Here is a 26,748-nt window from a genome sequence, read left to right on the forward strand (position 1 = left end):
TGACAAAAATATAAATATATTTAACAAAAGCAATTCGTTTTGTTAGTAATAGGCTTAAAATGATACATTTAATGAAGTTTTATAATTTTACAATAGAGAAATCCTGCGTTAGAGGCTGTAATTGCTCTAATAAAGTAGCAATTAGCATATTACCGCTCTCAAGGTAAAATTCGGAAAAATTAAGCTGCCTTTCCTGCAAGCCCTGGTTTGGGAACAATTCTTCCTGTAGGGAGGTTATGCGGCTGAGTTCTTCCTGGTATTTTTTCTTTTCGGCCTTGAGGAGTTTTTTCTCCAGGTTTTCCAAGCCTTTCAATTGTTTTGCTTCCTGTGCTTTTACAGCGCCGGTAAAAGATTGATGGGTTTGAGAAGCTATTTGGCCTAACTTTTCGAATTGCTGGTGCAAAAAGGCCTTCTGCTCTGAAAAATCCAGGTTGAATGCTGATAATTCTATTGTTTTGGCATGGACCAGGTCGGTTTGTTTTGCAAAAAGGTCTTGCCAACGCAATTGCAACTTATCTGCTTTGGCTTCTTGTTTGCCGCTCACCAACAGCACCGAATTCCGCAACAGCAGCATCGGGAAAGTAATCTGATGGAAATCAAACATTTCCTTGAGTTCCAACCAATACGCAATTTCCCCGCCACCGCCTATGTAACATAAATTCGGAAGGATAATTTCCTGGTATAAGGGCCTTAAAATGACATTCGGGCTAAATTTTTCAGGAGAATTTTCCAATTCGTCCAGTATCTCCTGTTCCGAAAATTCAAGAGTTGTAGTATTGACTTTGTATTTCCCGTTTTCAAAAACAATGCGTTCCCTTATATGGTCTTCAATATAAAACAGGTTTATTTCACGGGGATTTACCTGAATATCATACTGTTTCAGGTCTTTAATGGTTTGAGATACTTTTTCAAAAGAAGTCCGGTGCAATAATTCTTCTTTTGCAAAAGGGATAAACAATTTTTTCAGCTTCCTGTCGTCTCCGTCCACAATTACCAATCCTTCTTCCCCAAACAATGCATTGGCAAGAAAGCGCGTAGCATCGGCCAAAGTAGCATGGTTCAGGTAACTTTCACGGAACAATTCCTTAAGGGTACCGGCATTCTTTCCAGGGCCTAATTCTAAAGCAAAAGCATCCAGGACCTTATCCAGCCCGTCTGTAGGCAAACGTCCCACCGGGCCTGTACTTTCCGTGTTCCAATGGATTTTTTTTCGTTTAAAGCTAAAATGGTTAATCTCTTCAAAATCATGGTCTTCCGTAGCCATCCAATACACCGGTACAAAATTATAATCCGGGTATGCTGCCCTTAATTCCTTGGTCAGATTAATCACCGAAACGATTTTATACAGGAAATACAAAGGCCCGGTAAATAAATTCAACTGATGGCCGGTGGTAATCGTAAAAGTATCCTGGTTTGTCAAATCGGCGATGTTTTTTCGGGTCGCACCAGAAATGGCAAAACCTTCATATTGCTTTTCCAGGGCCTCTACCAACGTTTCCCTTTTGGCATCCCCGGCGAAGTTTTGTTGCTTCTCGCGTATTTGTTTTTCAAAGTTTTCAATAGAAGGGAAATGATTGTAAAACTGTCCCAATTCAGGTTTTTGATTTAGGTAATCTACCATTAGTTTTGAGAAATAACCCGATTCTTGGTAGCTGATACAGTCAGTTGGCATAGTTTGAAGTTTAATTTTGGAAGATGTAAATTTAAGCAAAATATAGACCGAAAAACGAGTTTAACAATTGCTTATGATTTCGTTTTTTTCGTATAGCCGTCTAATTTTTTTAGGAGCAAGGAAATCACGTTCTCATTCAACTGTTGTCCCGCTTTCCGCACTATCTTTTTGCCCTTTTTCAAGAACGGGCAAAAAGGATAGTTTACTGCAATCGGGGCTATGCCACAGCTATACTATTTTCATAGGAAAACAGGAGTGCTGGCCTGCAAAAGAACTAATAATAACAACATTTGTTTTTCATTTGCCAACATGATGGATGGGTTGATTTTCATTTTTACAGCTATCTTTTTTATTTTGAAGATGTTAATTATAGTATGCAGAAGATGTGTTTCAAGTACAAGAAACTTTATTTTAAGTTGGAGAAGGTTCATTCTAAATATAAAGACATTTCTTTTAAATATAAGGGACTTTGTTTTAAGTAGGAGGGACTTTGTTTTAAGTATAAAGACATTTGTTTTAAATATAAGGGACTTTGTTTTAAATAGGAGGTACTTTGTTTTAAGTACAAAGACATTTGTTTTAAATATAAGGGACTTTGTTTTAAGTAAGAGGTACTTTGTTTTAAGTATAAAAACATTTGTTTTAAATATAAGGAACTTTGTTTTAAATGAAGGTGACTTTGCTTTAAGTAAAAGCAACTTATTTCTATATTTTTAAAAATTATTTTCAATAAATAAGATAATTCTTATAAAAATTAACGCTATTATTGTTATGCTCTTTATATTGAGTTTATTACTTTAAAAATCAAAAAAACAAATTACCATCATGTTGTATTTCAATTTCGCCCGTATCTTCGAGATCAAAGGTATTAACAGGCCCTTTACTTACCTGGTTTCTTTAGGATATTCCAAAGGTTATGCCACCCGTATCGCAAACAACCAGGTCACTCAGGTCAATGCCGAAAGACTGGAAAGGTTTTGCCGGGATTTCAACTGCACCCCCAATGATATCTTCGATTACCGCCCGTATTCTAAAAAGCCGCTCCCGGAAGGCCATGCGCTACTTTCGCTAACCAAACCCGAAATCACAAATGAGGTTCTGGTTAAAATAAACACGCTTCCGCTCGAGAAAATTCAGCAAATACATGATATCATTAAAAATATCGAGTAATTTTGCCCCTTCAAGACAATCCAATGGGCCAAACACTTCTTATCACACCACCTTTCACACAGCTCAATACGCCGTACCCGGCCACCGCTTACCTGAAAGGTTTCCTTACTACCAAAGGCATCCCGTCTGTCCAGATGGATCTCGGGATCGATGTGATATTGCAATTGTTCTCTAAAAAAGGCCTGGAAGACATATTTGCTTTTGCCATATCCACTACCGAGGAATTAACTCCAAATTCCCAACGGATCCTGGCATTACAGCACCAGTACATCAAAACCATCGACTCGGTGATCGCTTTCCTTCAAGGGAAAAACCCCACTTTGGCGCGGCAAATCTGTTTGGATGGTTTCCTGCCGGAAGCTTCCCGTTTCGCACAGCTCGATGACCTGGATTGGGCTTTTGGCACCATGGGAATGCAGGACAAGGCCAAACACCTGGCTACTTTGTACCTGGAGGATTTGTCTGATTTTATTGTCGAATGTGTAGATGGGAATTTTGGTTTCAGCCGTTACGCGGAACGTTTGGGCAGAAGCGCGAATTCTTTCGGGGAACTATACGGCCACCTGCAGGCAGAACCTACTTACATCGACAAAATCACCCTGGCTCTCCTGGAGGAGAAAATGAAAACCGTCAATCCGGAACTCGTCTGTTTTTCTGTCCCGTTTCCCGGTAACCTATACAGTTCGTTCCGTGGCGCCCAGTTCATTAAAAAACATTTTCCCGGATGCAAAGTCTCCATGGGAGGCGGTTTCCCCAATACCGAATTGCGTGATTTAAAAGATCCTCGTGTCTTTGAGTTTTTTGATTTCATCACACTCGATGATGGCGAACTGCCTGTAGAATTGCTGATTTCCCATATACAAGAACCCGGGCAGGACCAGTACAAAAGGACATTCCTTCTCGAAAATGGGGAAGTGGTTTATAAAAACAACACACTCCGTCACGATTATAAGCAAAGCGAAGTAGGGACACCGGATTATTCCGGATTGCCTTTAGACTGTTACATATCCGTTATTGAAATTGCAAATCCCATGCACAGCCTTTGGAGTGATGGCCGATGGAATAAACTTACCATGGCCCATGGCTGTTATTGGGGCAAATGCACATTTTGCGATATTTCCCTGGATTATATCAAGATATACGAACCCATCGCCGCAAAAATATTGGTGGATAGGATGGAAGAGCTGATTGCTCAAACAGGCCACAACGGTTTCCATTTTGTAGACGAAGCAGCCCCGCCGGCACTCATGCGGGAGGTCGCACTCGAAATACTCCGCAGGCAACTTACCGTCACCTGGTGGACCAACATCCGATTCGAAAAAAGTTTCACCGCAGATTTGTGCATACTCCTTAAGGCTTCCGGCTGCATTGCCGTTTCCGGAGGGTTGGAAGTTGCTTCAGATCGTTTATTAGAGCTTATCAAAAAAGGAGTTACAGTAGAACAGGTGGCACAGGTAACCCGTAATTTTACCCAGGCCGGAATCATGGTGCATGCGTACCTCATGTACGGTTATCCTACGCAAACCGTTCAGGAAACAATCGATAGCCTTGAAATGGTCCGGCAGCTTTTTGAAGCAGGAATCCTGCAATCCGGTTTTTGGCACCAATTCGCAATGACTGCCCACAGCCCGGTGGGAATGTTCCCGGAAGAATTTGGCGTAATCCCCGAAAAGAACGACATTACTTTTGCCAACAACGACATTCAGTTTAAAGATAAAACTGGAATTGACCATGACAAATTCAGTTTTGGGCTAAAGAAATCCTTATTCAATTTCATGCACGGGATTTGTTTTGATTATCCGCTGCAGGATTGGTTTGATTTTAAGATACCCAGGACAACCATCTCTTCAGATTTTATTTACAATGCCCTGGAACAAGAAGCTGATTTCAACATAAAACCGAAAGCTAAGATAGTCTGGATAGGAGGCAAGCCTTATGTTGAGGCTTTTACCAAAAGTAAAAAAGGCCATTCCTGGGAAATGCTCAAAATGACTTTTCACGACAAGCGCGAAATTGTTGAGGTTGTTACCGACAAAGATAAAGGAGAATGGCTGAGCGAAGTTCTCACCAAGATTGCCGCCGCAAACGATAAGAAATATACATTCCTTGAAGTCAAATCCGATTATGAGGATTCCGGCCTCGAAGATTTCGAGCTGTTTTGGTATTCCAAACCGGTCAATACCTTACGGGATTTCGGGCTGTTGGTATTGTAAACCGCTATTTCATCCAAAAATGGAAATCCCTTTCCAGTTCGTATTTCATCCGGGTAACGCTCCTGCGCATGGCAAAATACGGGATCCCAATCATGAGCAATGCATGAAGGAAAATAAGGAGAGGTACGAAAAGGGGAACAGAATCCTTTACAAAAAAAGAAGTGAAGGCCAACCCGAAGATAAAAATAAGATAAAACCCCATAACAATGGCATAAAAGAATTTCATCATCGTATGGAACCCTTTTATTTCAGTTTCCAATACCAGTTTTCCTTCTTTTTCATGCATGGTACCTTCCGCCAGTGCAAAATTATTGTTGGTGTCAAAAAGCCTTCTGCGTCTCCTGAGTTTAAAGGAGCGGTTGTCTATAGTTCCCTTGTATTCGTTTTCGCCTGTAGTCAGCGCTTCAAAGAATTGGTCGGAGAACTCCAACTCTGAAAAATCAACATTCTCCTCGAATACTTTTATAAAATCGGTTTTAGTGCTGTCCAATGTAATGGAAATAGTTTCCAAAAGATGCGCCTTCCTTAAAAATTCATTCATAACTTCTGTCTTAGAGAATTCCAAAGATAAAAAAAAATCCCTGCAATAAGGTGTTGCAGGGATTGATAAGCACTGAAAGTTGTTCTTGTTTTTAAAAGCCGTATTTTTATCTCACTAACTGTATTGCTCTTTTGTTCCTTGGGTTAACAACTACGTCGATCAGATGCTCTAGATTTTCTTTATTTAAATCGTATTGATCATTATCTAATAGGAAAGTCTGGTATTCCAGCATTCTTTTGTATTTAGATAATTGATACTCACAATGTGAATTTATATATTGTCCTTTGTATTCCGGCCACATACTCATATTATCAATCATGAAAAGCATGTAATGATAATGTGGGTCTTTTTTGGCGTCAAAACCTTCGAACTTTATTTTTTCCAAATCAAATTCGTTTTTCTCTTTGTCCGATAACAACTGAATGGCATCCTCAATACGTCTGTACATCAATAATATCTGAGTAGTTTCTTCGCATATTTCCAGCGGGATTTCCTCGATGTTCAGGTCGAAAACTTCATAATACTGTTCAGTATATCCGTTTTCCAGTATTTCAATTTTCATTTCATAATTTTGAGAGTCATTCCCAATTTTAGAAAGAATGCGAAATTGATTGGCTAAAATTTGTCTTTCAACAATTGATAAAGTCTCTGGAATCATAATCTTTCTTTTTTGGTTATAACAATGCTCTTCAGTTCAGTTATAAAGACCTACTTTTCATTCTAACCCTATAAAGTTAGTTTGATGTAAACCTGTTAAATTTGTTATACAATAGTACTACGATAAATAAGGGTTTGGTTACGGTTTTACCTCATTTATTGTTAAATATGATTCTAAAAAAACTTTTTTTGTGAAATTTGTAAGAATATTACTCTGTTATTGAGAATTTGAACCCAATACCATGAAGATTTTCAATACTGATGCCTGTTTCGTTTGTAAATATTTTCCGTAATCTTGAAATGAATACGTCCAGGCTCCTTCCCATAAAATAGTCATCATCGCCCCAAAGCGAGGTCAGGATCTGTTCTCTTTTCAGTACAGTGTTCTTATTGTCAAGGAATAATTTCAGCAATTCGGATTCCCTTTGGGTCAGGTTTATCTTTTCACCCTCATTAAAAACCAGGTAATTTTTACTGTCAAAAAAATAGCGGCCAACGGCATACACCGATTTTTCGGTAGTATTGTTTTTTTGGGAACGTTTGAGGAAGATTTCTATTTTCAGGAGTAATTCCTCGATACTGAACGGCTTTACCAGGTAATCATCGGCACCCAGGCGCAGTCCTTTGATCCGGTCTTCTTTTAAGGTTTTGGCAGACAGGAAGATAATAGGGATGTCAGTGTTTATTTTGCGTATCTCGGTAGCGAGTTCAAACCCGTCCATTTTAGGCAGCATAATATCAAGGATGCAAATGTCGAAATGCTCTTTTTTGAATGCTTCCAGGCACACATCGCCAAATCCGCAATGCAGGACCTCGTACTTGTTCTGTTCCAGGTTGTCTTTGGTAAGGAAAGCCAGTGTCTGGTCATCTTCAGCGTATAGTATCTTATAGGACTGCATTATTTTTTCGGTATTAAAAGAGTAATGGTGATGCCTTTGTCAGGATTGTTTCTCGCGTTTATTTTCCAATGGTGCAAATTGCATATTTTCTTCACATAATACAATCCGAGCCCGAAACCGTTCACTTCATTGCTTTTGGTGCTTGGGATTCTGTAAAATTTATCAAATATAAAAGAAATATCCTTCCGGGAAATGCCAATCCCGTTGTCTATACATTCGATTTTAAGGGTTTGGCCTTCTTCCGACATCCGGATCATGATTTCAGGACGGCCTTCGCAGTACTTTACAGAATTGTCTATAAGGTTGTAAACCAGGTTGGTAAAATGAAATTCATCGGCTTCAATATAATAGTCCCGGCTGTGGTTGTCAATCTGGACATTGCTCTGCGGGTATTTGAGCAGGACGTTTTCAATAACACCCCGGATGACCGATACGACATTTGTGGGCCGCTTGTCCAGGGCCAAAGGCGAATTGTCAGATTTGGCAATGTTCAGTATCTTTTCGATATGATTGTTGAGTTTGTTGCTCTGGCTGATGATGATCTGGGCGTATTTCTCAAGCTTTTCATCCGTTTTTACCTGTTCCTGTTTTACCAGGTAATTTGAAGCGATGAGTATGGAAGAAAGCGGGGTTTTGAATTCATGCGTCATATTGTTGATGAAATCCCGTTGGAGTTCGGAATATTTCTTTTGCTGCAAAAGCGTGAAAATAGAATACACGTATACCAATAAAATAACAATCAGGGCAAACGAAAGCACAAACCAGAATTTCATCGAACTGAACAGATAGCTGGTTTCGTTCGGGAAACGGATGGCAAAATAATAAACCAGGTTTTTGTGTTTGGGAAAATAGACGGATTGTTTTGTTTTGGATTTGCTGGAAAGCGAAATGTAATTGCCGTACACCATTTCGTCGCTCTGGCAATTGTACATGGCATATTCGAAATCGGTAGTGATATTGATTTTCTCGAATTCGGTTTTTAAATAGTATTCCAGGATTTCAGGTTCGAAATCATTGTTCACGTTTACAATATAGTAATCGTTCGAGATTTTCTGCACAGGGTTTTCAGAAGGCAACTCATTGTTTACGCCTTCGTATAGTTTTTTAGCCACTTCAAGCAAAGCAATGTGGGCTTTTTGGCTGAATTTCTTTTCTTCCAGCGTATACGCCTGCCGGGTCCAGAGCAGTTGCGCCACCAGGATGCCGATAATGGCAATGAGCCCCAAAACGATCACAATATTAAGCTTGTTTACTTTCAATAGCCGGATGTTAGAAAGTGTAATATTAAGCAAAATTTCGCTCAGATTGTGCTATTAACAACTCGTTAACAAACGTTTGAAACCGATTAACAAGCCCATTGGTTTTTACGGATTACTTTTGGATAGATCAAATTTGACAAACCAAATAAATATTCATCAACATTTAAAAAACGAACAATTATGAAAACCATCAAAATCACCACATTGGCACTTGCATTAGCTTTAATGTCATTCACAGCGGCGCCAAGCCTCAAAAATGCAATTTCAACAGAAATAGGAACGTCTCCGATTTCCTGGAAAAGCGAAATGATCGATTTAGGCGAAATTCCACAAGGCAAACCAAAAGCAATTGAGTTTGAATTCAAGAATACCGGAAAAACAGCGGTGCTTATCACAAATGTAAAGGCTTCCTGCGGGTGTACTGCCACAGATTATACCAAAACAGCAATACAGCCAGGAGCAACTGCAAAGGTTTCTGCTACTTTTAATGCTGCTGCAAAAGGGCCTTTTACCAAAACAGTTACCGTTACCACTAACGCTGAGGAAGCACCAAAGGTTTTGTCTTTTAAAGGCACAGTTTTATAATTAATAAAGGTTGGTTAAACGAAAAACTCCAGGACGGGATTACGTTCTGGAGTTTTTTTATATGATTTTATGACGGTATGCCTTATGCGACAGGTTCGCCGTACAAGTCAAATTCAGTGGCGTCAATGATTTTCACCATTACGAAATCGCCGGTTTTTACATAGAATTTAGAAGCGTCGATCAATACTTCATTGTCTACATCCGGACTGTCGAATTCGGTTCTTCCTACAAAGTACTGGCCTTCTTTCCTGTCAACGATGCATTTGAAAGTCTGCCCGATTTTTTCCTGGTTCAAATCCCATGAAATTTGGGATTGCAAATCCATGATTTCAGTAGCACGAGCCTGTTTTACTTCAAAAGGAACATCGTCTTCCAACGAAAAAGCATGAGTATTTTCTTCATGGGAATAGGCAAAACAGCCCAAACGTTCAAATTTCATTTCCTGTACCCAATCCCTCATGATTTCAAAATCTTCCTGTGTTTCGCCTGGGTAACCAACGATTAAGGTTGTCCTGATGGTCATTCCCGGAACGGCTTCCCGGAACTCTTTCAGTAATTTTGTGGTTTTTTCTTTAGTCGTCCCGCGCCTCATAGATTTAAGGATGTTGTCCGAAATATGCTGCAACGGAATATCAATATAGTTACAAATTTTAGGTTCTTTCTTCATTAATTCCAATACGTCCATCGGGAAACCGGTAGGGAAGGCGTAGTGCAAACGGATCCATTCGATGCCCTCCACTTTTACAAGGTTTTCAAGCAATTCCGCCAGGTTGCGTTTTTTGTACAGGTCCAATCCGTAATAGGTTAGGTCCTGGGCAATGAGGATAAGTTCCTTAACGCCGTTTTTGGCAAGGCCTTCAGCTTCCTTGACTAATTTTTCTATCGGTTGGGAAACGTGGCTTCCGCGCATTAAAGGAATAGCGCAAAAACTGCACGGACGGTCACAACCTTCGGCAATTTTCAAATAAGCGTAGTTTTTTGGCGTGGTAGTCAAACGTTCGCCTAATAATTCATGCTTGTAATCGGCTCCTAATGCTTTTAATAAAAGTGGCAATTCGGTCGTGCCGAAATACTGATCGACATTTGGAATTTCTTTTTCCAAATCAGGACGGTATCGTTCTGATAAACAACCTGTAACGAAAACCTTGTCTACAATGCCTTTTTCTTTTTTGTCCGCGTATTCAAGGATGGTGTTTACTGATTCCGCTTTGGCATTATCAATAAAACCGCAGGTATTGATCACCACGATATTACCTTCCTGCTCGTGCACGACATCTTTTCCACTGGCTTTCAGTTGTCCCATCAAAACTTCACTATCGTAAGTGTTTTTGGAACAGCCAAGAGTTATTACATTGATTTTATTTTTCTTTAACGATTTGGTTCTCATACAGTTGAAAATTGGAGTGCAAAATTACGCTTTTTATGTTTAGCAGCATCATGCTTTGTGCTTTTTTTGAAAAAATGTCTTATCCTGCATGATTTGCAACTGTCGGCTTTTTTGATTCGGAAATAAAAAAGCCATTCCTGATGAAATGGCTTTTGAATCGTATTTTATACTTTATACTGTTCCGCATCGAAAGGAATGGAGTATATTTTTTCGACACGCCTTCCGTTGGGCAGGACCTTGGTTCTTGAAAAATATAATTTCTTTTCCTTTTCATGGTAAAAGGGACAAAATTCGCCTTCTATGGTATTGATTTCCGGGCCCAGGTTTTTTGGTGTACTCCAGGTGCCGTTTTTGTTGAAACTGATATATAGGTCTACATCCCCGAAATTCCCTTCTGCTTTGGAAGAAAAATAGATGATATACTTCCCGTTTTTGTCAATATAAGGATTGGCTTCCCTGTCTGAGGTATTGATGGGAAGGCCTATGTTTTCATGTGCCTGGAATTGCCCGTTTTCGAATTTTGACCTGTAAATATCGGTTTTTCCTTTTCCGTCGGGATTTTCTTTAGTGAAGTAAACAGATCCGTTTTTGGTCAGGGAAACAAACGATTCCGAAGCATCGGTATTTAGGGTGTCATCCAAACGGTAGGCTTCGCTCCAATTGTTTTTTGTCTTTTTTACGGCATAAATATCAAATCCTTTCCTGGCTGGTTTTCCTTCAACCGGCCTGTTGGACTGGAAATATAGCGTTTTTCCGTCGGGCGAAAACATGGGGTCGATATTTTTCCAATTGCGGTTTGCCGAAAAGGAAGCCACTTCCGGCTGCTGCCATTGCCCTTTTATTTTTTTGGACTGCATTATAGTCAGTGTGTCCCTTCCTCCGTTGGAATGTACCCAGAAAGCTTCCTCGCCGTTAGGCGAAATGGTCAATCCGAAGACATCGTTTTTGGAAATCGTTTCCGGTTCGAATAACTGTGCTTTGTTTTGTGAAAAACAATTGACTGATAAAAAGATGAAAAAGATCCAATTCAAATGAAGTGCCCGCATATTATAATTCGAAAGCTAAAGTTAGTGTGACATTGTTGTTTTTCGCTTCAATAGTTGCGCGGTCGGTCATGCCTTGAGAGAAAAACAATTCCCCGTATTTACGTTTGGATGCGGAATAGGCCAGGTCCAATCGGGTGGAACCGAAATTATAGCCCACACCTCCGGAATAACCGGTTAAGTTCCCCATGTAATCTTTATTTTCATACGGGCTTCCTTCGTTATGGTATCCTGCCCTCAAACTCCATTGCTTGATTTTGTGTTCGGCACCAACCCTGAAATCATAAGCACGTGTCAATGTATTGGCCATCGTCCTGTTGAGCACGCTGAAATCGCTTTGCGGCTTGAATTTGGTTGCGGCATAGTCTTTTGTACTAACATCGACACTGATCAATCCAATAGTGCCAAAAACAGAAGCCAAACTGAACGTCCATTTGCCAGGGGTACTTATTTTATAAGGCTCGTATACGTTTGTAACACCCGGATCCTCATTATAGACAGGTTCGGGACAATCGGCGCAAGCAGTAGTCAAACTTTGCGAAAGTTCGTCATTAAGTGTCATCCATGTTGGCGATTCATACGCAAGCCCTATTCTTAATTCTTTTATAGGTTTGACAATGGCTCCTAATTGAAACGAAAATCCTGATCCGTAAGTATACAAATCATTGTTGTAACGGAATCGCTGTACACCTGCAGCTGTATTTTCGCCTGTTGCACCGGCATAATCTTCATAAAAGCTGGAAGACCTTCTGTAATCTGTAAAATGGGAATTTAAATTGATACCCAAAAACAATAAATCTTTGTACTGCGTTGCGGCATTAAAAGAGAGTTTTCCGTTGTAACCGGTACTGGAAACCTCGTTTTCCTGATAATAGTTGCCCGTGGCTGTAATATTAGGGAAATATAGGGTATTGTTCGGGTTTGAACTATCATCCGGGTTTATCAGATAGGAATAATACGCTAGAGAAGCTTGTTGCTCGCCATAGTTTAATTCGTCATAATTGTAGCCTTCGATAACGCCCAACTTGATGCCATTAGCGTAATTTACGAAAAAGTTTGTCCCGGAATGTGAAGGGTTCCTTCCCGCCGAAAACAGATCATTGTCAAAATTGCTCAAATTCTCATAATTTACCGCTAGGGAGAATTTTTTCCAATCGCTGTTCCCGCTATGGTTTTCAAATACAAAAACGCCACCGGCCTGGTTCAAATCGAAAGAATTGTTGCTTTCTGATGCTTTTGTCCCAAAATAATCCGAATTGTTTTTGGTATTGAAATTGCTCACCGTTACCGTTAACTGGTTGTTGGCAAAAACCGCAGACCCCGCAGGATTCACGCTTATAGCCGACATATCGCCGCCAAGAGCCCCGAAAGCTCCGCTCATCGCTCTAAAACGGGCTGTTCCGTTTGGATGGTCCTGCGCATATCGTAAAGCATCGGAAATATCCTGTGCCTGAACTCCTGATATGCAAAGGACAAGCGAAAAAAAAGAAATGTATTTTTTCATAAACTAGTAATTTTAAGTCAAAAAAAACCTATGCAACACATGGACTGATTTGCATAGGTTATGAATGTTATTTTTTATCCTCTCCTTCCTCCGCCTCCGGAACGGCCTCCGCCATAGGAACCGCCGCCTGAGCCTGATGAAGATCTTGGGGATTCATAAGAGCTGCGTGGGGAAGAACTTTCAGATCTTGGCCTAGGGGTATTGTTTGAAGGCTCCAGCCTAGGTGGATTTGATTCCCTGGTTCTAGGTGTTGATTCTCCTCTTGGCCTTGGATTTGACTCTGAACTATTAGGTCTCGGCCTTGGATTGTAAAAGGTGTTTTCCGAAGATGTTTCAGGCCTTACATCCCTTCTTCTTGGAGGTTGCTGCGTTGTTCTCGGGTTTTGGAAACCATCATTGTTTCTAGGAGAAAAAGAAGAGCTTCTTGGCCGCGGAGTGTTATTGGTCATAGAATTGTTCTGCGAGCCGTATCTGGTACCGTTGTAAGCAGATCCCCTTCTTCCTCTGTTGTAAACATAATCGTTTCCATAATAATAGCCGTTATGGTTGTGCCAGTGATTGTTGTAGCCGTAATAGCCATAATATCCTCCATAATAATAAGGATTATACCATCCCCAGCTTGGGCCGTAATAACCGGAATATCCCCAGTAAGGGCTGCCCCAGCTGTAATTCCAGGAATTCCATCCTAGGTAGATGCCTGTTCTCCAAGGTCTGTAGCCCCAGTAATTGCCCCAATAGCCATAATTGTAACCGCCCCAGCCCCAACTGTTGTCGTATACATTTATGGTTACGTTCTCGTTATTGGTTCCCCAGGCACCATAGTTTTCGGACTCAGAATCAGGATCCTGGACCTGGCTGGAGGTGCTGGAATAATTATCTACATCAGTGAAAGATTCAGAAGTATCAGTGCTGTAATTGTAAGCGTTCGACCCGAAGTATTCTTTGTATTTCTGGTTAGCTTCCGAGACATTGCTGTCTTTTGCATCAGAAGTAGCGGCCGCTGTTTCCTGTCTTTGGCCACCATAAATCCCGTCATTGTCATAATAGGACTTGTTCTGATACGTTCCACATGATACAGAAACCAACCCTAATAATCCAACAATGGACTTTAGGAGTATATTTCCTGTAGAAAAGTTATAAGTTTTCATATCGTTGAGTTTTTTATTGTTGGACAATACAAAAATAGTTAGTTTTGTCGAACTATTTATTATAAATATAAAGGTACAATATTTGTGCCAAACTTTTCAATATGAGCAAGAACTTAACAAAACGTTTAGAAGATTATTCAAAATGGTACAACGAACTGGTAGTTAAAGCAGATTTGGCTGAAAACTCAGGAGTAAGAGGTTGTATGGTAATCAAACCTTATGGCTATGCAATCTGGGAAAAGATGCAGGCTGAATTGGACAGGATGTTTAAAGAAACAGGGCATAGCAATGCCTATTTTCCGTTGTTTGTTCCCAAAAGCATGTTTGAAGCCGAAGAAAAAAATGCAGAAGGATTTGCCAAAGAATGTGCTATTGTAACACATTACAGATTAAAAAACGATCCGGACAAACCAGGGAAACTAATGGTTGACCCTAATGCTAAACTGGAGGAAGAACTGATTGTCCGCCCTACCAGTGAGGCTATTATCTGGAGTACATATAAGAATTGGGTACAGTCTTACAGGGATTTACCTTTGCTGATTAACCAATGGGCGAATGTGGTCCGATGGGAAATGCGTACACGTTTGTTTTTGCGTACTGCCGAGTTTTTATGGCAGGAAGGCCACACTGCGCACGCGACAAAGGCTGAAGCTATTGCCGAATCAGAGAAAATGATGAATGTATATGCTGATTTCGCCGAAAATTTCATGGCCATCCCGGTTATAAAAGGATTGAAAACCGAAACAGAACGTTTTGCAGGAGCAGAAGAAACCTATTGTATTGAAGCCTTAATGCAGGACGGAAAGGCACTTCAGGCGGGGACTTCCCACTTTTTGGGCCAGAACTTCGCCAAAGCGTTCGATGTGAAGTTTGCCAACCAGGAAGGGAAGCAAGAGCACGTTTGGGGAACTTCGTGGGGTGTTTCAACACGTTTGATGGGTGCTTTGGTTATGACGCATTCCGATGATAACGGCTTGGTGCTGCCTCCGAATTTAGCGCCAATTCAAGTGGTTATCGTGCCTATTTTTAAAACCGATGAAGAGTTTGAAAAGATTTCGGCTGTTGCCAATGATTTAGCGGCACAATTCAGGAAGATGAGGATCTCTGTTAAATATGACGACAGGACAACTCAAAAACCAGGATTTAAATTCGCAGAATGGGAACTAAAAGGAGTGCCGGTCAGGATTGCCATAGGCCCGAAAGATTTGGAGAACGGGACTTTTGAGGTAGCCAGACGCGATACCCTGACAAAAGAAGCGAAATCTGCCGATGGAATTGCAGATTATGTAAATGGCCTTTTAAGCCAGATTCAAGACGATTTGTTTGCTAAAGCATTACAATATAGAGATACGCATATTACTGAAGTTTCTAATTTTGAGGAATTTAAAGAGGTTCTTGAGGGTAAAGGAGGTTTTATTGCAGCGCATTGGGACGGGACTGCCGAAACGGAAGAGAAAATTAAAGAGCTTACAAAAGCCACAATCCGCTGTATTGCCTTAGATAGGAAAGAAGAGGCGGGAAGCTGTGTATTTACTGGGAAGCCATCGGTTGGAAGAGTGCTTTTTGCAAAAGCGTACTAAAAAAATCGAAAAAATATTAGTTGGCTATTGCGAGAATAAAAAATAGTTGTATTTTTGCACTCGCATTACAAAATTAATGTAATGGCCCGTTCGTCTATCGGTTAGGACGCCAGGTTTTCATCCTGGTAAGAGGGGTTCGATTCCCCTACGGGCTACTAGAATACTGAAGTTAAAAAATTATTGATGGCCCGTTCGTCTATCGGTTAGGACGCCAGGTTTTCATCCTGGTAAGAGGGGTTCGATTCCCCTACGGGCTACAAATTAGTTGTAAATAAGTTTTATAAAATTTAAGCTTAGTGTCTCAAGTTTTTATTTTATTAGTTAAAACCAAAGTGATTGCAAAACAATTGTGGGAGGTTTTTCTTTTTTAACTGATAGTTTATAAATAATTATTACAATTAAAAAACAAGTAAAATGGCAAATCATAAGTCAGCTTTAAAAAGAATTAGAAGCAACGAAAAGAAAAGAGTGTTAAACAGATACCAGCACAAAACTACTCGTAATGCTATCAAAGCATTAAGATTAGCAACTGACAAGTCTGAGGCTTCTGCAAAATTATCAAGCGTTATCTCAATGATTGATAAATTAGCTAAGAAAAACATTATACACGATAATAAAGCAGGTAACTTAAAATCTAAATTAACAAGACACGTAGCTGCTTTGTAATATTATAAGTGTTCAAAAATTATCAGAAAGCCCCTTTTTTAGGGGTTTTTTTGTATGCTGTATTTTCCGGGTGTAAAGAATGAATTATTTTTACGCGGCTTGTATCTTGCTTTCAAGGATCTCGATTTTCGATCCTACAGGTTTTGATTCAAAAAAACGGATAATGCTCAATACCCATTGCAATGTCCTGACCGGGCTTATCAGTGCTGTTCCCAATCTGGATATGGCATAATCCCTTTCGGTGATAATGCTTTCTTCCTTGGTCCTGTCGCCATTGAGCTGCCCTGCAAAATCCCAGGCGCCTTTTCTGGCGGTTTCAATGCTGAATTGGATTATTTTATCGTCCCATTGTTTGGCCAGCGGCATCAAAATCTTAAAAACAGGAGAGATGCTTCCCATTTTTTGCTTCACCTGTTCGGTCATGTCGGACAATAAATTATTGATGTGGTCGAAATCATTTTTGATGCCATCCAACGGAAAATCGCCTATTGTCCGGATTGTTGCTATGCCTAAATCGAGATTGATATGTGCATTGATGCCTAATAAAAGATGCTGCAGCACCAAATGATGTTCCTTGTTTTTGGCGTCGAAAGCCACTTTCCAGCTTTTTGAAATGGCTTTATTTTCTTTAAAGTCAAAATACGCTTTGCAATAACGGTTGGCAAAAAAGACATCTAATTTTTCCATCCGGACATTGTCTTCGAACCGGTTGTTGCTGATTCCTTCTTTTACATTAATGGTTACTTCCCGGTACAAAACCGCGAAAAACCCCAAAGGGCAATTGTTTGTTTTGCACTCTTCAATAATTCCGTTAAGGGTTTCGATTACCTCGTGTATTGTTTTGGATTCCATTGTAAGTCAATTCGTATAATAATACTATAAATATACTATAATTTTTAGGCTTTCAAAATGAAAAATCAAGTGGCCGATATGAAGATATGTATTGCTAAAATGTTAAGTTATCTCTTTGGAAATTAAAGACATAAAACAATACTATGATTAATGTAATTTTTTATGTACTTTTGCACCCACAAAAAAATACACATGGAATCTATTAGAAACATTGCAATTATTGCTCACGTCGATCACGGTAAGACTACCTTGGTTGATAAAATCATGTATCACTGTCAATTATTTCGTGAAAACGAAAATACCGGAGATTTAATTCTTGACAACAACGACTTAGAGCGTGAAAGAGGAATTACAATTACTTCTAAGAACGTTTCCGTTACGTATAAAGGAACGAAGATCAACATTATCGATACTCCTGGCCACGCCGATTTCGGTGGGGAAGTGGAGCGTGTATTGAACATGGCCGATGGTGTTTGTTTGCTTGTTGACGCTTTTGAAGGGCCGATGCCACAAACTCGTTTCGTATTGCAGAAAGCTATCGATTTAGGACTAAAACCTTGTGTGGTAATCAATAAAGTGGATAAAGAAAACTGTACTCCGGAAGAAGTGCATGAAAAAGTTTTCGACCTGATGTTTGAATTGGGCGCTACTGAGGAGCAATTGGATTTCCCTACTGTTTACGGTTCTGCCAAAAACAACTGGATGTCTGACGATTTCAGGAACCAAACAGAAAACATAGAGCCGTTATTGGATATGGTTTTAAAGAATGTTCCTGCTCCTAAAGTTTCGGAAGGAACACCACAAATGCTGATCACTTCTTTGGATTTCTCATCTTTTACAGGACGTATCGCTATTGGTCGTTTGGAAAGAGGCGAATTAAAAGAAGGAATGCCGATATCTTTGGTAAAAAGAGACGGAAAAATCATCAAATCAAGAATCAAGGAGTTGCATACTTTTGAAGGTTTGGGCCGTAAGAAAGTGGAAAGCGTAATTGCAGGGGATATTTGTGCAATCGTTGGAATCGAAGGTTTCGAAATTGGTGATACTGTTGCAGATTTTGAAAATCCTGAAGCATTGCAAACCATTGCTATCGACGAGCCTACGATGAGTATGTTGTTTACGATCAACGATTCACCTTTCTTTGGTAAAGAAGGGAAGTTCGTAACATCAAGACACATCAGGGAACGTTTGACCAAAGAGTTGGAGAAAAACCTGGCGATGAAATTAGGCGAAACAGATTCAGCAGATAAATTCATGGTTTTCGGACGTGGAGTATTGCACTTGTCTGTTTTGATCGAAACAATGAGAAGAGAAGGATATGAGCTTCAAATTGGCCAGCCACAGGTAATTATAAAAGAAATTGACGGCGCTAAATGCGAACCGATTGAAGAATTGACGATTGATTTACCGGAACATTTGTCTGGAAGAGCCGTAGAATTCGTTTCTGTCCGTAAGGGAGAAATGTTGAGTATGGAAGGAAAAGGCGAGCGTATGATCGTGAAATTCAATATTCCATCACGTGGAATCATCGGATTGAGAAACCAATTGCTTACTGCTACTGCCGGAGAAGCAATCATGTCGCACCGTTATATCGGTTACGAACCTTACAAAGGAGAAATCCCTGGAAGAAACAATGGTTCGCTGATTTCTATGGAAAATGGAAAAGCAATTCCTTATTCTATCGATAAATTACAAGACAGAGGTAAATTCTTTGTAGATCCTAATGAGGATATCTACGAAGGCCAGGTTATTGGAGAAAACAGCCGTAGCGATGATATGACTGTGAATGTAACCAAAACCAAAAAACTATCTAACGTACGTTCTTCTGGAGCAGATGATAAGGCAAGGATTATCCCGGCAATCAAATTCTCATTGGAAGAAGCATTGGAATACATCCAAAAAGACGAATACGTGGAAGTTACGCCTAAATCATTGCGTTTGCGTAAGATCTATTTGACTGAAAATGACAGAAAACGCTTTAAAATAGCGTAATCTATTTCATAGTATATAAAAAGAAACCATCAGTGAAAACTGATGGTTTTTTATTTTATATCCAGTATTGTTTGGCTTTGCTAAAGGCTTAGAAAGCACCATAAAAAAACCCAGCTGTTGCCGGGCTTGATTTTGAATTTATATAATAAGTCATTATCGTTTTAAAGTAAAATTCCCTTTGGCGCTTCGGCCATTCTCAAATTGAATGGTATACCAATAATCGTCGGCAGGCAAAGCTGTGCCTCCAAAAGTCCCATCCCATCCTTTACCGGTTGGAGAAATCTGTTTGAGCAGTTTTCCGTAACGGTTGAAGATAAAAATGACGGTTTTTGCATCTGAAGCAGCATTTAAACCTTTTATGTTCCAAAAATCATGGATTCCGTCCCCGTTTGGCGTGAAGAATTGTGGAGCTCCTAAAACATTTACCTGCTTTTCTGAAGTTCCGCATCCTTTCGTGTCACGGACATAGATAATATGGATTCCAGCCGCTACATTAGAAAATACGTTACTGTCCTGGAAAGGGCCGTTAGCATCATCAAGGCTGTATTGATAATCCCCGATTCCCGAAGTATTGACGGTTATGGAATTATTGTCTTCCAAATCGATAATCGTTGCCGGAAGTATGGTGGCGATATCAGAAGCGATTACTTCTGTCGAAAGTGTTTTGGTACAATGCGAGGCAAGATCAGTCACGGTAACCGAATAGGTTCCCGGCGCAAAAGCGTCTATGGTAGCCGTAGTTTCTCCATTTGGCGTCCAAAGGAAAGAATAGGCGGAAGGATTGCCAATGACAGTCGTGACCCTTGCAGGAATTGTCGGCCTGTTCAGGCAAAGGATATCCTTGTTCTCAAGGGTAAATTGAGGCAACGGGTTTACCGTAAGGTTGATAATGTTTATTCCAACGCAATTGTTCCCATTTTCGATGCGGGCATAAATGGCCCGGTTGCTGAATTGCGATGTGGTAATTTGGTTTTGTTCTAACAAAGCATCATCGGAAGCCAGGTAATAGGTAACGGTATTTCCCGGAGTTTCAAAACCGGCATCGGCTAAATTGAAAACAGCCACTCCGTCTTCTATTGCATCATCACAAACCTCAAGGGTTTTTGTTATCGTAGGGTTGGTATTGACGTTCAGTGTTAGTTGTGTAAAGCTGTAACATTGAGTGGTATTGTCTGTTACTTTTACCGTCAGGACCTGAGGATTCGAAGTATTGTCAAAATCATTGCTTAAGGCGCCTGACCCGTTTTGGGCATCGGTTGGATTCCGGAAAAACTGTGTAGACAAATTAGCATCCCCGGCTGTTAAAGCAGCATTGGCTTCCGCCAGGTTAAAAGTGGTTAAACCGTCAGGGAACAACTCGAAATCACATTGGGTAAGAGTAACGGGAGTTGTATTTGGGATTTTTTTGATAATGATATCGAATGGTTTGTAAGTATAGCAACCGGTTACCGTATTACGGATTTTTGCCCATATTGTCTCATTGGTAAAAGCAGCTTGGTTTGTGTAGGAAGCTGGCAGTACCACGGCATCATTGGCCGAAGGATGGTAACTCACCACGATATCGCTGTTCCCGTTGATTAAACCGGTATTGTTGGCAGCAAGGTTGAAGGTTACAAATCCGTCATTGTCCAGGTCACATTCCGCTATATTTACAGGATCAGGCGTTAGAAAAGGAGTGACCTTCAGGGTGAATTCTGATGTTGAAAAACATTCTGTAATAGTGTTTTCCAGCCGGATGTATATCGTTTGCGGGTTTGCCGTGTTCTCGTAATTGTTGGGGTTGGGAATAGCACCCTGACCGGTAATCGCGTCGTTTTCAGAAGTATGGAAAGTAGCTATGATGTTCGCTTGGGTACCAATAGCAAGAGATTCGTTGGCGGTTAAATTGAAGGTAGCTTTATTGTCTCCAAGTACACCATTATCGCAGCTTTCAAGATTCAGAGTCGTTCCGGTTGTGGTGTTGCTGAATGACGGTGGCTGGTTAAAAGTCGCTGTTCCTGTCCATTCAATTGAAAAATTCGTTTCTCCTACAAAACGGTCAATGACAATGTAGTACGTTTCATCGGCAAGTACATCCAACCATTGCACAAAATTATTCCCATCTGGGCCGGGACCTTCACTAGTATCGGTTTCGGTACCATTCATTCCTGTTATATTGCTGGTGGAATTCGCATCGGAAGGATTCGTGGTCGAACAACGTATGGAACTGCCTAAATTTCCACAAGTAGCGTCCGGCCCGAAAACATAAAAATCAAAATCGATGTTAAGATTGGCCCTTTCCGGCGTAAGCGTAAATCCTAATGTGCCGGGTGTCTTGATGTTTACCTTTATCCAGAGCGTATTGTTTTCTCCTCCGCTGCAGGTATTGATGCCCGAAAGCTCATTGACACCGGCTCCTGTTATAGACAAATTGTTGTAGCTTGTGTTGCCACAGGCCACTAAAGCATCTGTACAGTCATTTTGGGAATAGGCAAATTGGACGGAAACCAGAAGGAGAAGGATGAGATAATATAATGATGTATGGAATGACATGTAATGTGTTTTGTTTTGAATGTGTTTTTTTATCGTTTTAAGGCAAAATGCCCTTTTGCGGTACGCCCGTTTTCGAAGGTTACAGTGAACCAATAATCATCAGCAGGCATTTGGATTCCGTTGAAAGTCCCGTCCCATCCTGCTCCTAATGGCGTAATCTGCTTTAACAATTTCCCGAAACGATTGAAAATATAAATGACCGTATTGGCATTCGATTGCGCACTGATGCCTTGTACATTCCAGAAATCGTGTATCCCGTCGCCGTTTGGCGTAAAGAATTTTGGTGTGCCCAAAACATAAATTTCTTTAGAAACCGTCCCACACCCGTTGATGTCTTTTACATAGACCGTATGGATTCCCGCAATTACTTCCGTAAAAATATTGCTTTGCTGGAACGGCCCGAATTCCTCATCCAAACTATACCAGTAGTCGCCAGGACCGGAAATATTTATAGTTACGGTATTTTCATCTACCAGGTCTTCAATGTCAGCAGGAAGGATCGTGGCAACATCTGATTGGGCTACCGTAATGGTCCGTGTACGGGAACAACCCGTTATTTTATCTTCCACCTCTACCGTGTAAACACCTGTGGTACTTACTACTTGCGAGTAAGTGGTAACAGCCGGGGTTGCGCCGCCGTCCAGGCTCCAGTTATAGTTGTAATTGTTTTGGGAATTCGGGTCCAAAAGACCTGCATCTATGGTTACCGAAAACGATGGGATGTTGGTGCATATAATCTTGTCGTCGAGCAACTTGATGTTTGGGACAGGATTCACTACAAAAGGAATGGCAATACTTGCAGTACAATTACTGTTGGTATTGCTGCGGACAATCGCCCTGATGGTTTGTGTAGGCGACATAAACACTGCCGGGAATGGGCTAACGATAAGATTTCCGACGGCATCCGTTAAAGGATTTCCGGAAGCATCAATATAAGTAATTGTTACGCCTGTCTGGCCATTTATGATTTCGCTTTCCATTGTTGCCGTAGCAAAAGGATAGCTGCCATTTTGCAATACAGGATCTGCTTCATCATCACAAACTGTGGCGATTAGAGTTGTTGGTGCAAAAGCCTGTGGCGTGGCATCGACTGTAAAAGTTATCGCTGTCTCATCATAACAGGCTTGAGGCGTATTGTTGGTCAGCCTTGCCTTTATTGTTTGTGTTGCTGTTGTGAAAGTAGCAGGGAAAGGGCTCGGTAACGGATTATTGGCCTGGTCGAAATAAGTAACGGACACATTGGCTAACGACTGGCTGCCTAATAAAGTAGCTTCAAGTGTGGCCGTATTGAAGGTTAAAATACCGTCATGATCATCATCGCATTGGTTCTGGATCGTTACCGGATTTGCTTTCGGCAATGCTTCTACGGCAAGTTTGATAAACGGGCCAAGGCCGAAACAACCTTCACCGATGACATTTTCAACACGAACCCAGATATCTTGCTGGTTTTGGCATCCGGTACAATTATTCCTATAGTTCGAAATATTTGTGATTTCATTTTGGATAGCCAGCGCATCGGTTTCGTTTTTGTAATATTTGATAACATAATTAGAAGCAGGCGGTGGCAATTGCTGCAATATACCGTTAACCGGATCTGTTTCTGCAACAGCAAAATCAAAAGTAGCGATGCCGTCCCTTCTGTTGATAGCAATGTCTCCTGATACAGTGCCATCCGGTGCTAAAGTGTCATCACAAACCGGAGGAATCACATAGCTGTATGTTTGCGGGATATTCGAAACCGAAACAACCAGATTGATTTTGGCTACGTTAAAACAACCGTTGGCATTTACGATCCGGGCCCAAACCTGGGTAGGAGACGTGGTATTTACAAAAGCGATCGGATTGGCAATCAATTGAGCAGGATCTGCAGTATTTGCACCGGCAAGCGTTTTGTAATAGGTAAAGGTTTCCGCGGCAAAATTAGCCGAGATAATATCATTTTTAATGGTCAGGTTAAAGGAAGTGATCAAATCAAGATCGTCGTCACATTGGACAATCGTCACATCATTCACGACCGGTAAAGGATAGATGGTCAGCGTGGCATCGGCAGAAAGCAATCCGCAGGAATTTCCTGTTTTGTCTAGTCGAACCCTGTATTTGTAACCATTCATGGCATTTGTAGCAGCTGTAACGGCTAACGTATTTGTCGTAGCGCCGGAATAAGTCGCATCGTTTGCGATAGGATTCCAGAGCACACCATCTGCAGAAACTTCCCATTGGTACGTATTCCCGCCATTATCTGCTACTGTAATTGAAGTATTCTGCAATTCGCAAATAGGAGAAACAGCCGGTTGGGCAGTAATGGCTATAGGAGCCGCAATCGTATAATTATTGTTAGGGGCCACATAGCCTGCAGCGCTTGTTACCTGGCCATTCGCATTTACGGTCACCGGATTGTTGCCTAACAAGCCATCGGCATTAGGGTCCAGGTAACCAGCTTCCACTACGTCGTTGCACAAGTCATTATCGCTATCGAGTTCCCGGTAGTTTTTTATACCGTCAGCATCAGTATCGGCAATTGATTCGTCCAGATCGTAGATTCCGTCGTTATCACTGTCTGTATCAAGATAATCAGGCACACCGTCGGTATCGGTATCTATCGGTGTTATTCCAGGTTCATAAGCATTGTCAAGGCCATCCAGGTTGGTATCGGTATTGGCAAATACTGCCGCTGCATTGACCTGCGCTTCCGTACTGTCCGGAATGGCATCGTTATCACTATCTGTATCCAGTTGGTTCGGAATCCCGTCACCGTCGGTATCGTTAGGGATGCAAGTAGCGACAAACTTGAAAGTAGATTTATTCCCGGCAGAATCCAACAGGTTCTTATGGGTGATTTTGAAATTTGAAACTTGGTACGACTGGAATTTGAATGTTCCGGTCCCGGCAGCAAGAGGGACATTGCCATTGAGCCTGAAGCGGATTTCAAAAGAAGAAAATTGAGTGACGCCGCTTTCGTAAATTCCATCATAATTGGTGTCAATCAATAACTGATTGGTCGGGTTTAAAACAGTTATCGTTTTGTTGGTGTCGGAATTGACCACATATTCGGCATTGGCATTCAACAAATCGGCAGCATTGGCAACAGCCGGATATTCCAGGCTGATGTTGGCCGGTTGTGCAAAATTCAGGTTATAAGCAACGTAATACCCTTTTCCTGCAGGCATTTCCATAATAAAACTCCCGTCAGCATTACTTGTAAAAGGTGTGGCTGCAGCAGGAACGGAATTGGTTACCGTACCTGAAAATGTATTGGAATAGGTTCCGGCAGTAACGATGCCTGCTGCAGAATTGGTAAGGTTAATGTTTTGACTGCCAAAGGATTCCGTGCAATTTGTTATCCCGTCATTGTCGTCATCTATGTCGATATTATCATTGGCAAGGTCGCCATCTAGGTTGGTTGGGCAATCACTTACGGGGATCCTGTCCGATTCAAGACTTGTCCCGCAAGAAGAAATAGTGGCTTTTACATGGTAATAGCCCGGCTGGGTTGGGTTGTACTCGTTTGAAACCGCACCGGGAATGGCTGTTTCATTAAAATACCATTGGAAAACATCAAAACCAGTCAGGTTGTTTACAGCAAGTTTTACGTTAGGGATGCAATTCTCGGCAGTGGTTGCAATTTTATTAAATGCGATTTCGGGTTTAAATGTGAATCCGGAATAAAAACCGCCATAGGTAGCGGCACCGCTCGACCCAAAATAAGAAAGATACACAGATTCTGATGAGAATACGGATACATTGCCCGTTAGCCCTTCAAAGGTATACGTTTGGTAGTTCGGATTACCATTTACAGCGAAAGGACCATTAACAGTAATACCGGCCGTAGGCAATGAAGCCAAAGTATAATTGACCGCGTTAATGATAAAGTTTAAAGTGGCCCCGGTTCCGGTAACGATACATACCGTTCCGTTAAAATTGACCAAATTACCACCAACTTCATTGATAAAAGGAATATTATTGATGATTTTAGGGGTTTCACAGCTCAAAGGCGGCAGGAAATGCATGTTCTGATTGGCCTGGTCTGATGTTCCTCCGATGCCTTGGTAGGCAAAGACGTTTTTGGAAGTCCGTACGTATAAATTCCCGTTACCGGAAAAATCCGAACCACTCAAAGCCAGGTATTCGCCGGCGTTAAGTGTTGCGACAGCAGTAGCGCTTCCGTTTAAATATATTTCGGTATTGTTTTCATTGGCGATAATTAACGGACGTTCGGTCACATCTTGCCCGTTTCCTTTGATAAAAATGTATTCTTTCCCGGTCCTTTCGGCCGATACGATCTGGTCAAAACCCAAATCAAGATTGGAAGTCGTACCGTTGCTTCCTGCAAATGAACCGCAGTTTACGGCAATCGGTTTATTGGAAGTGATGGAGGCCCCGATAAGCCCGTCCCGGTTTGCATCCAACGGACCGTGAACAGCGATGACATAACTTTCCCCGCTGTTTAATGTAACGTTTGCAGGCGTATTTCCAGATCCGGCATCGTTAACAAGGGAAACGCCCGGCTTAATATCCCCGAAGGAAACCACCGTATTGTTTTCCGTAGCTAAAATAGAAGCGAAAGTATAATGGTTGTCGCTCGTGTTGGCCACTCCCGTATTAATAAAAGCGCCCACCCTAAATCGTGTCCCAAGCGCGGCGAGCCCCTTTGAAACCAATCCTCCGGCCTGATAATTAAGTGGAGTGGAAGTAAGCCGGACCGTCACATAGACAAGGTCTTCTGCTTCGACAATATATCCTTTATTGTTTCTTACTGAACCTACGTCGCTCGCATTCACTAATAATTGTGTGTCGAAACCGGAACCGATCTCGAATTTTGCAGGTAAATCCCTCGAAACCACACCTGTTACAATACCTCCGCCTATGGCAATTATCTTGTAATTTACCGGAGTCAGGCTCGGACAGGAAATATATAGGTACTGGCCCTGTGGTTCCTGGCTGTCAGAATTTGACAATGGCGGTATATAATGCGTCTTACTAAATTGCGAAAAACAGGTTATGCTTACAAATAGTGAGAGCAGGAGTAATTTTATTTTCATGGGAAAAAT

Annotated in this window: 19 protein-coding genes and 2 tRNA genes; 9 read left to right on the forward strand and 12 right to left on the reverse strand. The window is 41.2% G+C overall.

Annotation, left to right across the window (positions count from 1 at the left end; translation table 11 throughout):
- Nucleotides 1-79 precede the first annotated feature (79 nt).
- Nucleotides 80-1,672, reverse strand: a complete 1,593-nt coding sequence (gene bshC / locus E4635_RS08635) for a bacillithiol biosynthesis cysteine-adding enzyme BshC (protein ID WP_135526235.1) — start codon at nt 1,670-1,672, stop codon at nt 80-82.
- A gap of 360 nt (nt 1,673-2,032) precedes the next feature.
- Here bshC and E4635_RS08640 point away from each other — a divergent pair, with 360 nt between their 5' ends.
- The 3 genes from E4635_RS08640 to E4635_RS08650 all read left to right on the forward strand — a co-directional run bounded on the left by E4635_RS08640 (nt 2,033) and on the right by E4635_RS08650 (nt 5,055).
- Nucleotides 2,033-2,389: a hypothetical protein gene (locus E4635_RS08640; protein ID WP_135526236.1), complete on the forward strand. Its 357-nt coding sequence runs from the start codon at nt 2,033-2,035 to the stop codon at nt 2,387-2,389.
- Nucleotides 2,390-2,497: 108 nt separating this feature from the next.
- A complete protein-coding gene (locus tag E4635_RS08645) occupies nt 2,498-2,842 on the forward strand; it encodes a helix-turn-helix domain-containing protein (RefSeq protein WP_135526237.1) in 345 nt (114 codons plus the stop codon).
- Nucleotides 2,843-2,865: 23 nt separating this feature from the next.
- On the forward strand, nt 2,866-5,055 hold the full coding sequence (locus E4635_RS08650; RefSeq protein ID WP_135526238.1) for a B12-binding domain-containing radical SAM protein: 2,190 nt from the start codon (nt 2,866-2,868) through the stop codon (nt 5,053-5,055).
- Nucleotides 5,056-5,059: 4 nt separating this feature from the next.
- Here the strand turns inward: E4635_RS08650 and E4635_RS08655 are convergent, their stop codons facing one another.
- The 4 genes from E4635_RS08655 to E4635_RS08670 form a co-directional block, all read right to left on the reverse strand.
- Nucleotides 5,060-5,596: a hypothetical protein gene (locus E4635_RS08655; protein WP_135526239.1), complete on the reverse strand. Its 537-nt coding sequence runs from the start codon at nt 5,594-5,596 to the stop codon at nt 5,060-5,062.
- A gap of 106 nt (nt 5,597-5,702) precedes the next feature.
- On the reverse strand, nt 5,703-6,254 hold the full coding sequence (locus tag E4635_RS08660) for a YfbU family protein (RefSeq protein ID WP_135526240.1): 552 nt from the start codon (nt 6,252-6,254) through the stop codon (nt 5,703-5,705).
- A 208-nt stretch (nt 6,255-6,462) separates the two neighbouring features.
- Nucleotides 6,463-7,152, reverse strand: a complete 690-nt coding sequence (locus E4635_RS08665; RefSeq protein WP_135526241.1) for a response regulator transcription factor — start codon at nt 7,150-7,152, stop codon at nt 6,463-6,465.
- Nucleotides 7,152-8,411 (reverse strand): sensor histidine kinase, encoded by a 1,260-nt coding sequence (locus tag E4635_RS08670; RefSeq protein WP_135526242.1) that lies wholly within the window; start codon nt 8,409-8,411, stop codon nt 7,152-7,154. Before E4635_RS08670 ends, E4635_RS08665 begins: the two co-directional genes overlap by 1 nt.
- A gap of 180 nt (nt 8,412-8,591) precedes the next feature.
- Here E4635_RS08670 and E4635_RS08675 point away from each other — a divergent pair, with 180 nt between their 5' ends.
- The gene (locus tag E4635_RS08675) at nt 8,592-8,996 is read left to right on the forward strand and encodes a DUF1573 domain-containing protein (RefSeq protein ID WP_135526243.1); all 405 of its coding nucleotides are present in this window, start codon (nt 8,592-8,594) and stop codon (nt 8,994-8,996) included.
- A gap of 82 nt (nt 8,997-9,078) precedes the next feature.
- Here the strand turns inward: E4635_RS08675 and rimO are convergent, their stop codons facing one another.
- The 4 genes from rimO to E4635_RS08695 form a co-directional block, all read right to left on the reverse strand.
- Nucleotides 9,079-10,383, reverse strand: coding sequence for a 30S ribosomal protein S12 methylthiotransferase RimO (gene rimO, locus E4635_RS08680; protein WP_135526244.1), 1,305 nt, complete (start codon nt 10,381-10,383; stop codon nt 9,079-9,081).
- Between the two features lie 164 nt (nt 10,384-10,547).
- A complete protein-coding gene (locus E4635_RS08685; protein ID WP_169630228.1) occupies nt 10,548-11,414 on the reverse strand; it encodes a TolB-like translocation protein in 867 nt (288 codons plus the stop codon).
- Nucleotides 11,415-11,430: 16 nt separating this feature from the next.
- Nucleotides 11,431-12,930: an outer membrane protein transport protein gene (locus E4635_RS08690; protein WP_135526246.1), complete on the reverse strand. Its 1,500-nt coding sequence runs from the start codon at nt 12,928-12,930 to the stop codon at nt 11,431-11,433.
- A gap of 74 nt (nt 12,931-13,004) precedes the next feature.
- Nucleotides 13,005-14,078 (reverse strand): hypothetical protein, encoded by a 1,074-nt coding sequence (locus E4635_RS08695; RefSeq protein WP_135526247.1) that lies wholly within the window; start codon nt 14,076-14,078, stop codon nt 13,005-13,007.
- A gap of 101 nt (nt 14,079-14,179) precedes the next feature.
- Here E4635_RS08695 and proS point away from each other — a divergent pair, with 101 nt between their 5' ends.
- From proS to rpsT, 4 genes are all read left to right on the forward strand, one after another.
- Nucleotides 14,180-15,658 (forward strand): proline--tRNA ligase, encoded by a 1,479-nt coding sequence (proS, locus tag E4635_RS08700; RefSeq protein WP_135526248.1) that lies wholly within the window; start codon nt 14,180-14,182, stop codon nt 15,656-15,658.
- Between the two features lie 83 nt (nt 15,659-15,741).
- Nucleotides 15,742-15,813 (forward strand) — tRNA-Glu (locus E4635_RS08705).
- 30 nt (nt 15,814-15,843) lie between these two features.
- Nucleotides 15,844-15,915: transfer RNA gene (locus E4635_RS08710), tRNA-Glu, on the forward strand.
- A 157-nt stretch (nt 15,916-16,072) separates the two neighbouring features.
- Nucleotides 16,073-16,324: a 30S ribosomal protein S20 gene (rpsT, locus tag E4635_RS08715; protein WP_135526249.1), complete on the forward strand. Its 252-nt coding sequence runs from the start codon at nt 16,073-16,075 to the stop codon at nt 16,322-16,324.
- 90 nt (nt 16,325-16,414) lie between these two features.
- Here the strand turns inward: rpsT and E4635_RS08720 are convergent, their stop codons facing one another.
- A complete protein-coding gene (locus E4635_RS08720) occupies nt 16,415-17,176 on the reverse strand; it encodes a DUF5995 family protein (protein ID WP_135526250.1) in 762 nt (253 codons plus the stop codon).
- Between the two features lie 192 nt (nt 17,177-17,368).
- On the opposite strand from E4635_RS08720, the gene typA reads away from it, so the two are divergent.
- Nucleotides 17,369-19,168 carry a translational GTPase TypA gene (typA, locus tag E4635_RS08725; RefSeq protein ID WP_135526251.1) on the forward strand — a complete coding sequence of 600 codons (1,800 nt, stop codon included), beginning with the start codon at nt 17,369-17,371 and terminating at the stop codon, nt 19,166-19,168.
- Between the two features lie 153 nt (nt 19,169-19,321).
- Here typA and E4635_RS08730 read toward each other — a convergent pair whose 3' ends face one another.
- The gene (locus E4635_RS08730) at nt 19,322-21,700 is read right to left on the reverse strand and encodes a T9SS type B sorting domain-containing protein (protein WP_135526252.1); all 2,379 of its coding nucleotides are present in this window, start codon (nt 21,698-21,700) and stop codon (nt 19,322-19,324) included.
- Between the two features lie 29 nt (nt 21,701-21,729).
- A complete protein-coding gene (locus E4635_RS08735; RefSeq protein WP_135526253.1) occupies nt 21,730-26,739 on the reverse strand; it encodes a T9SS type B sorting domain-containing protein in 5,010 nt (1,669 codons plus the stop codon).
- Nucleotides 26,740-26,748: the final 9 nt, after the last annotated feature.

The organism is Flavobacterium humi, assembly GCF_004745595.1.
Taxonomy (GTDB): domain Bacteria; phylum Bacteroidota; class Bacteroidia; order Flavobacteriales; family Flavobacteriaceae; genus Flavobacterium; species Flavobacterium humi.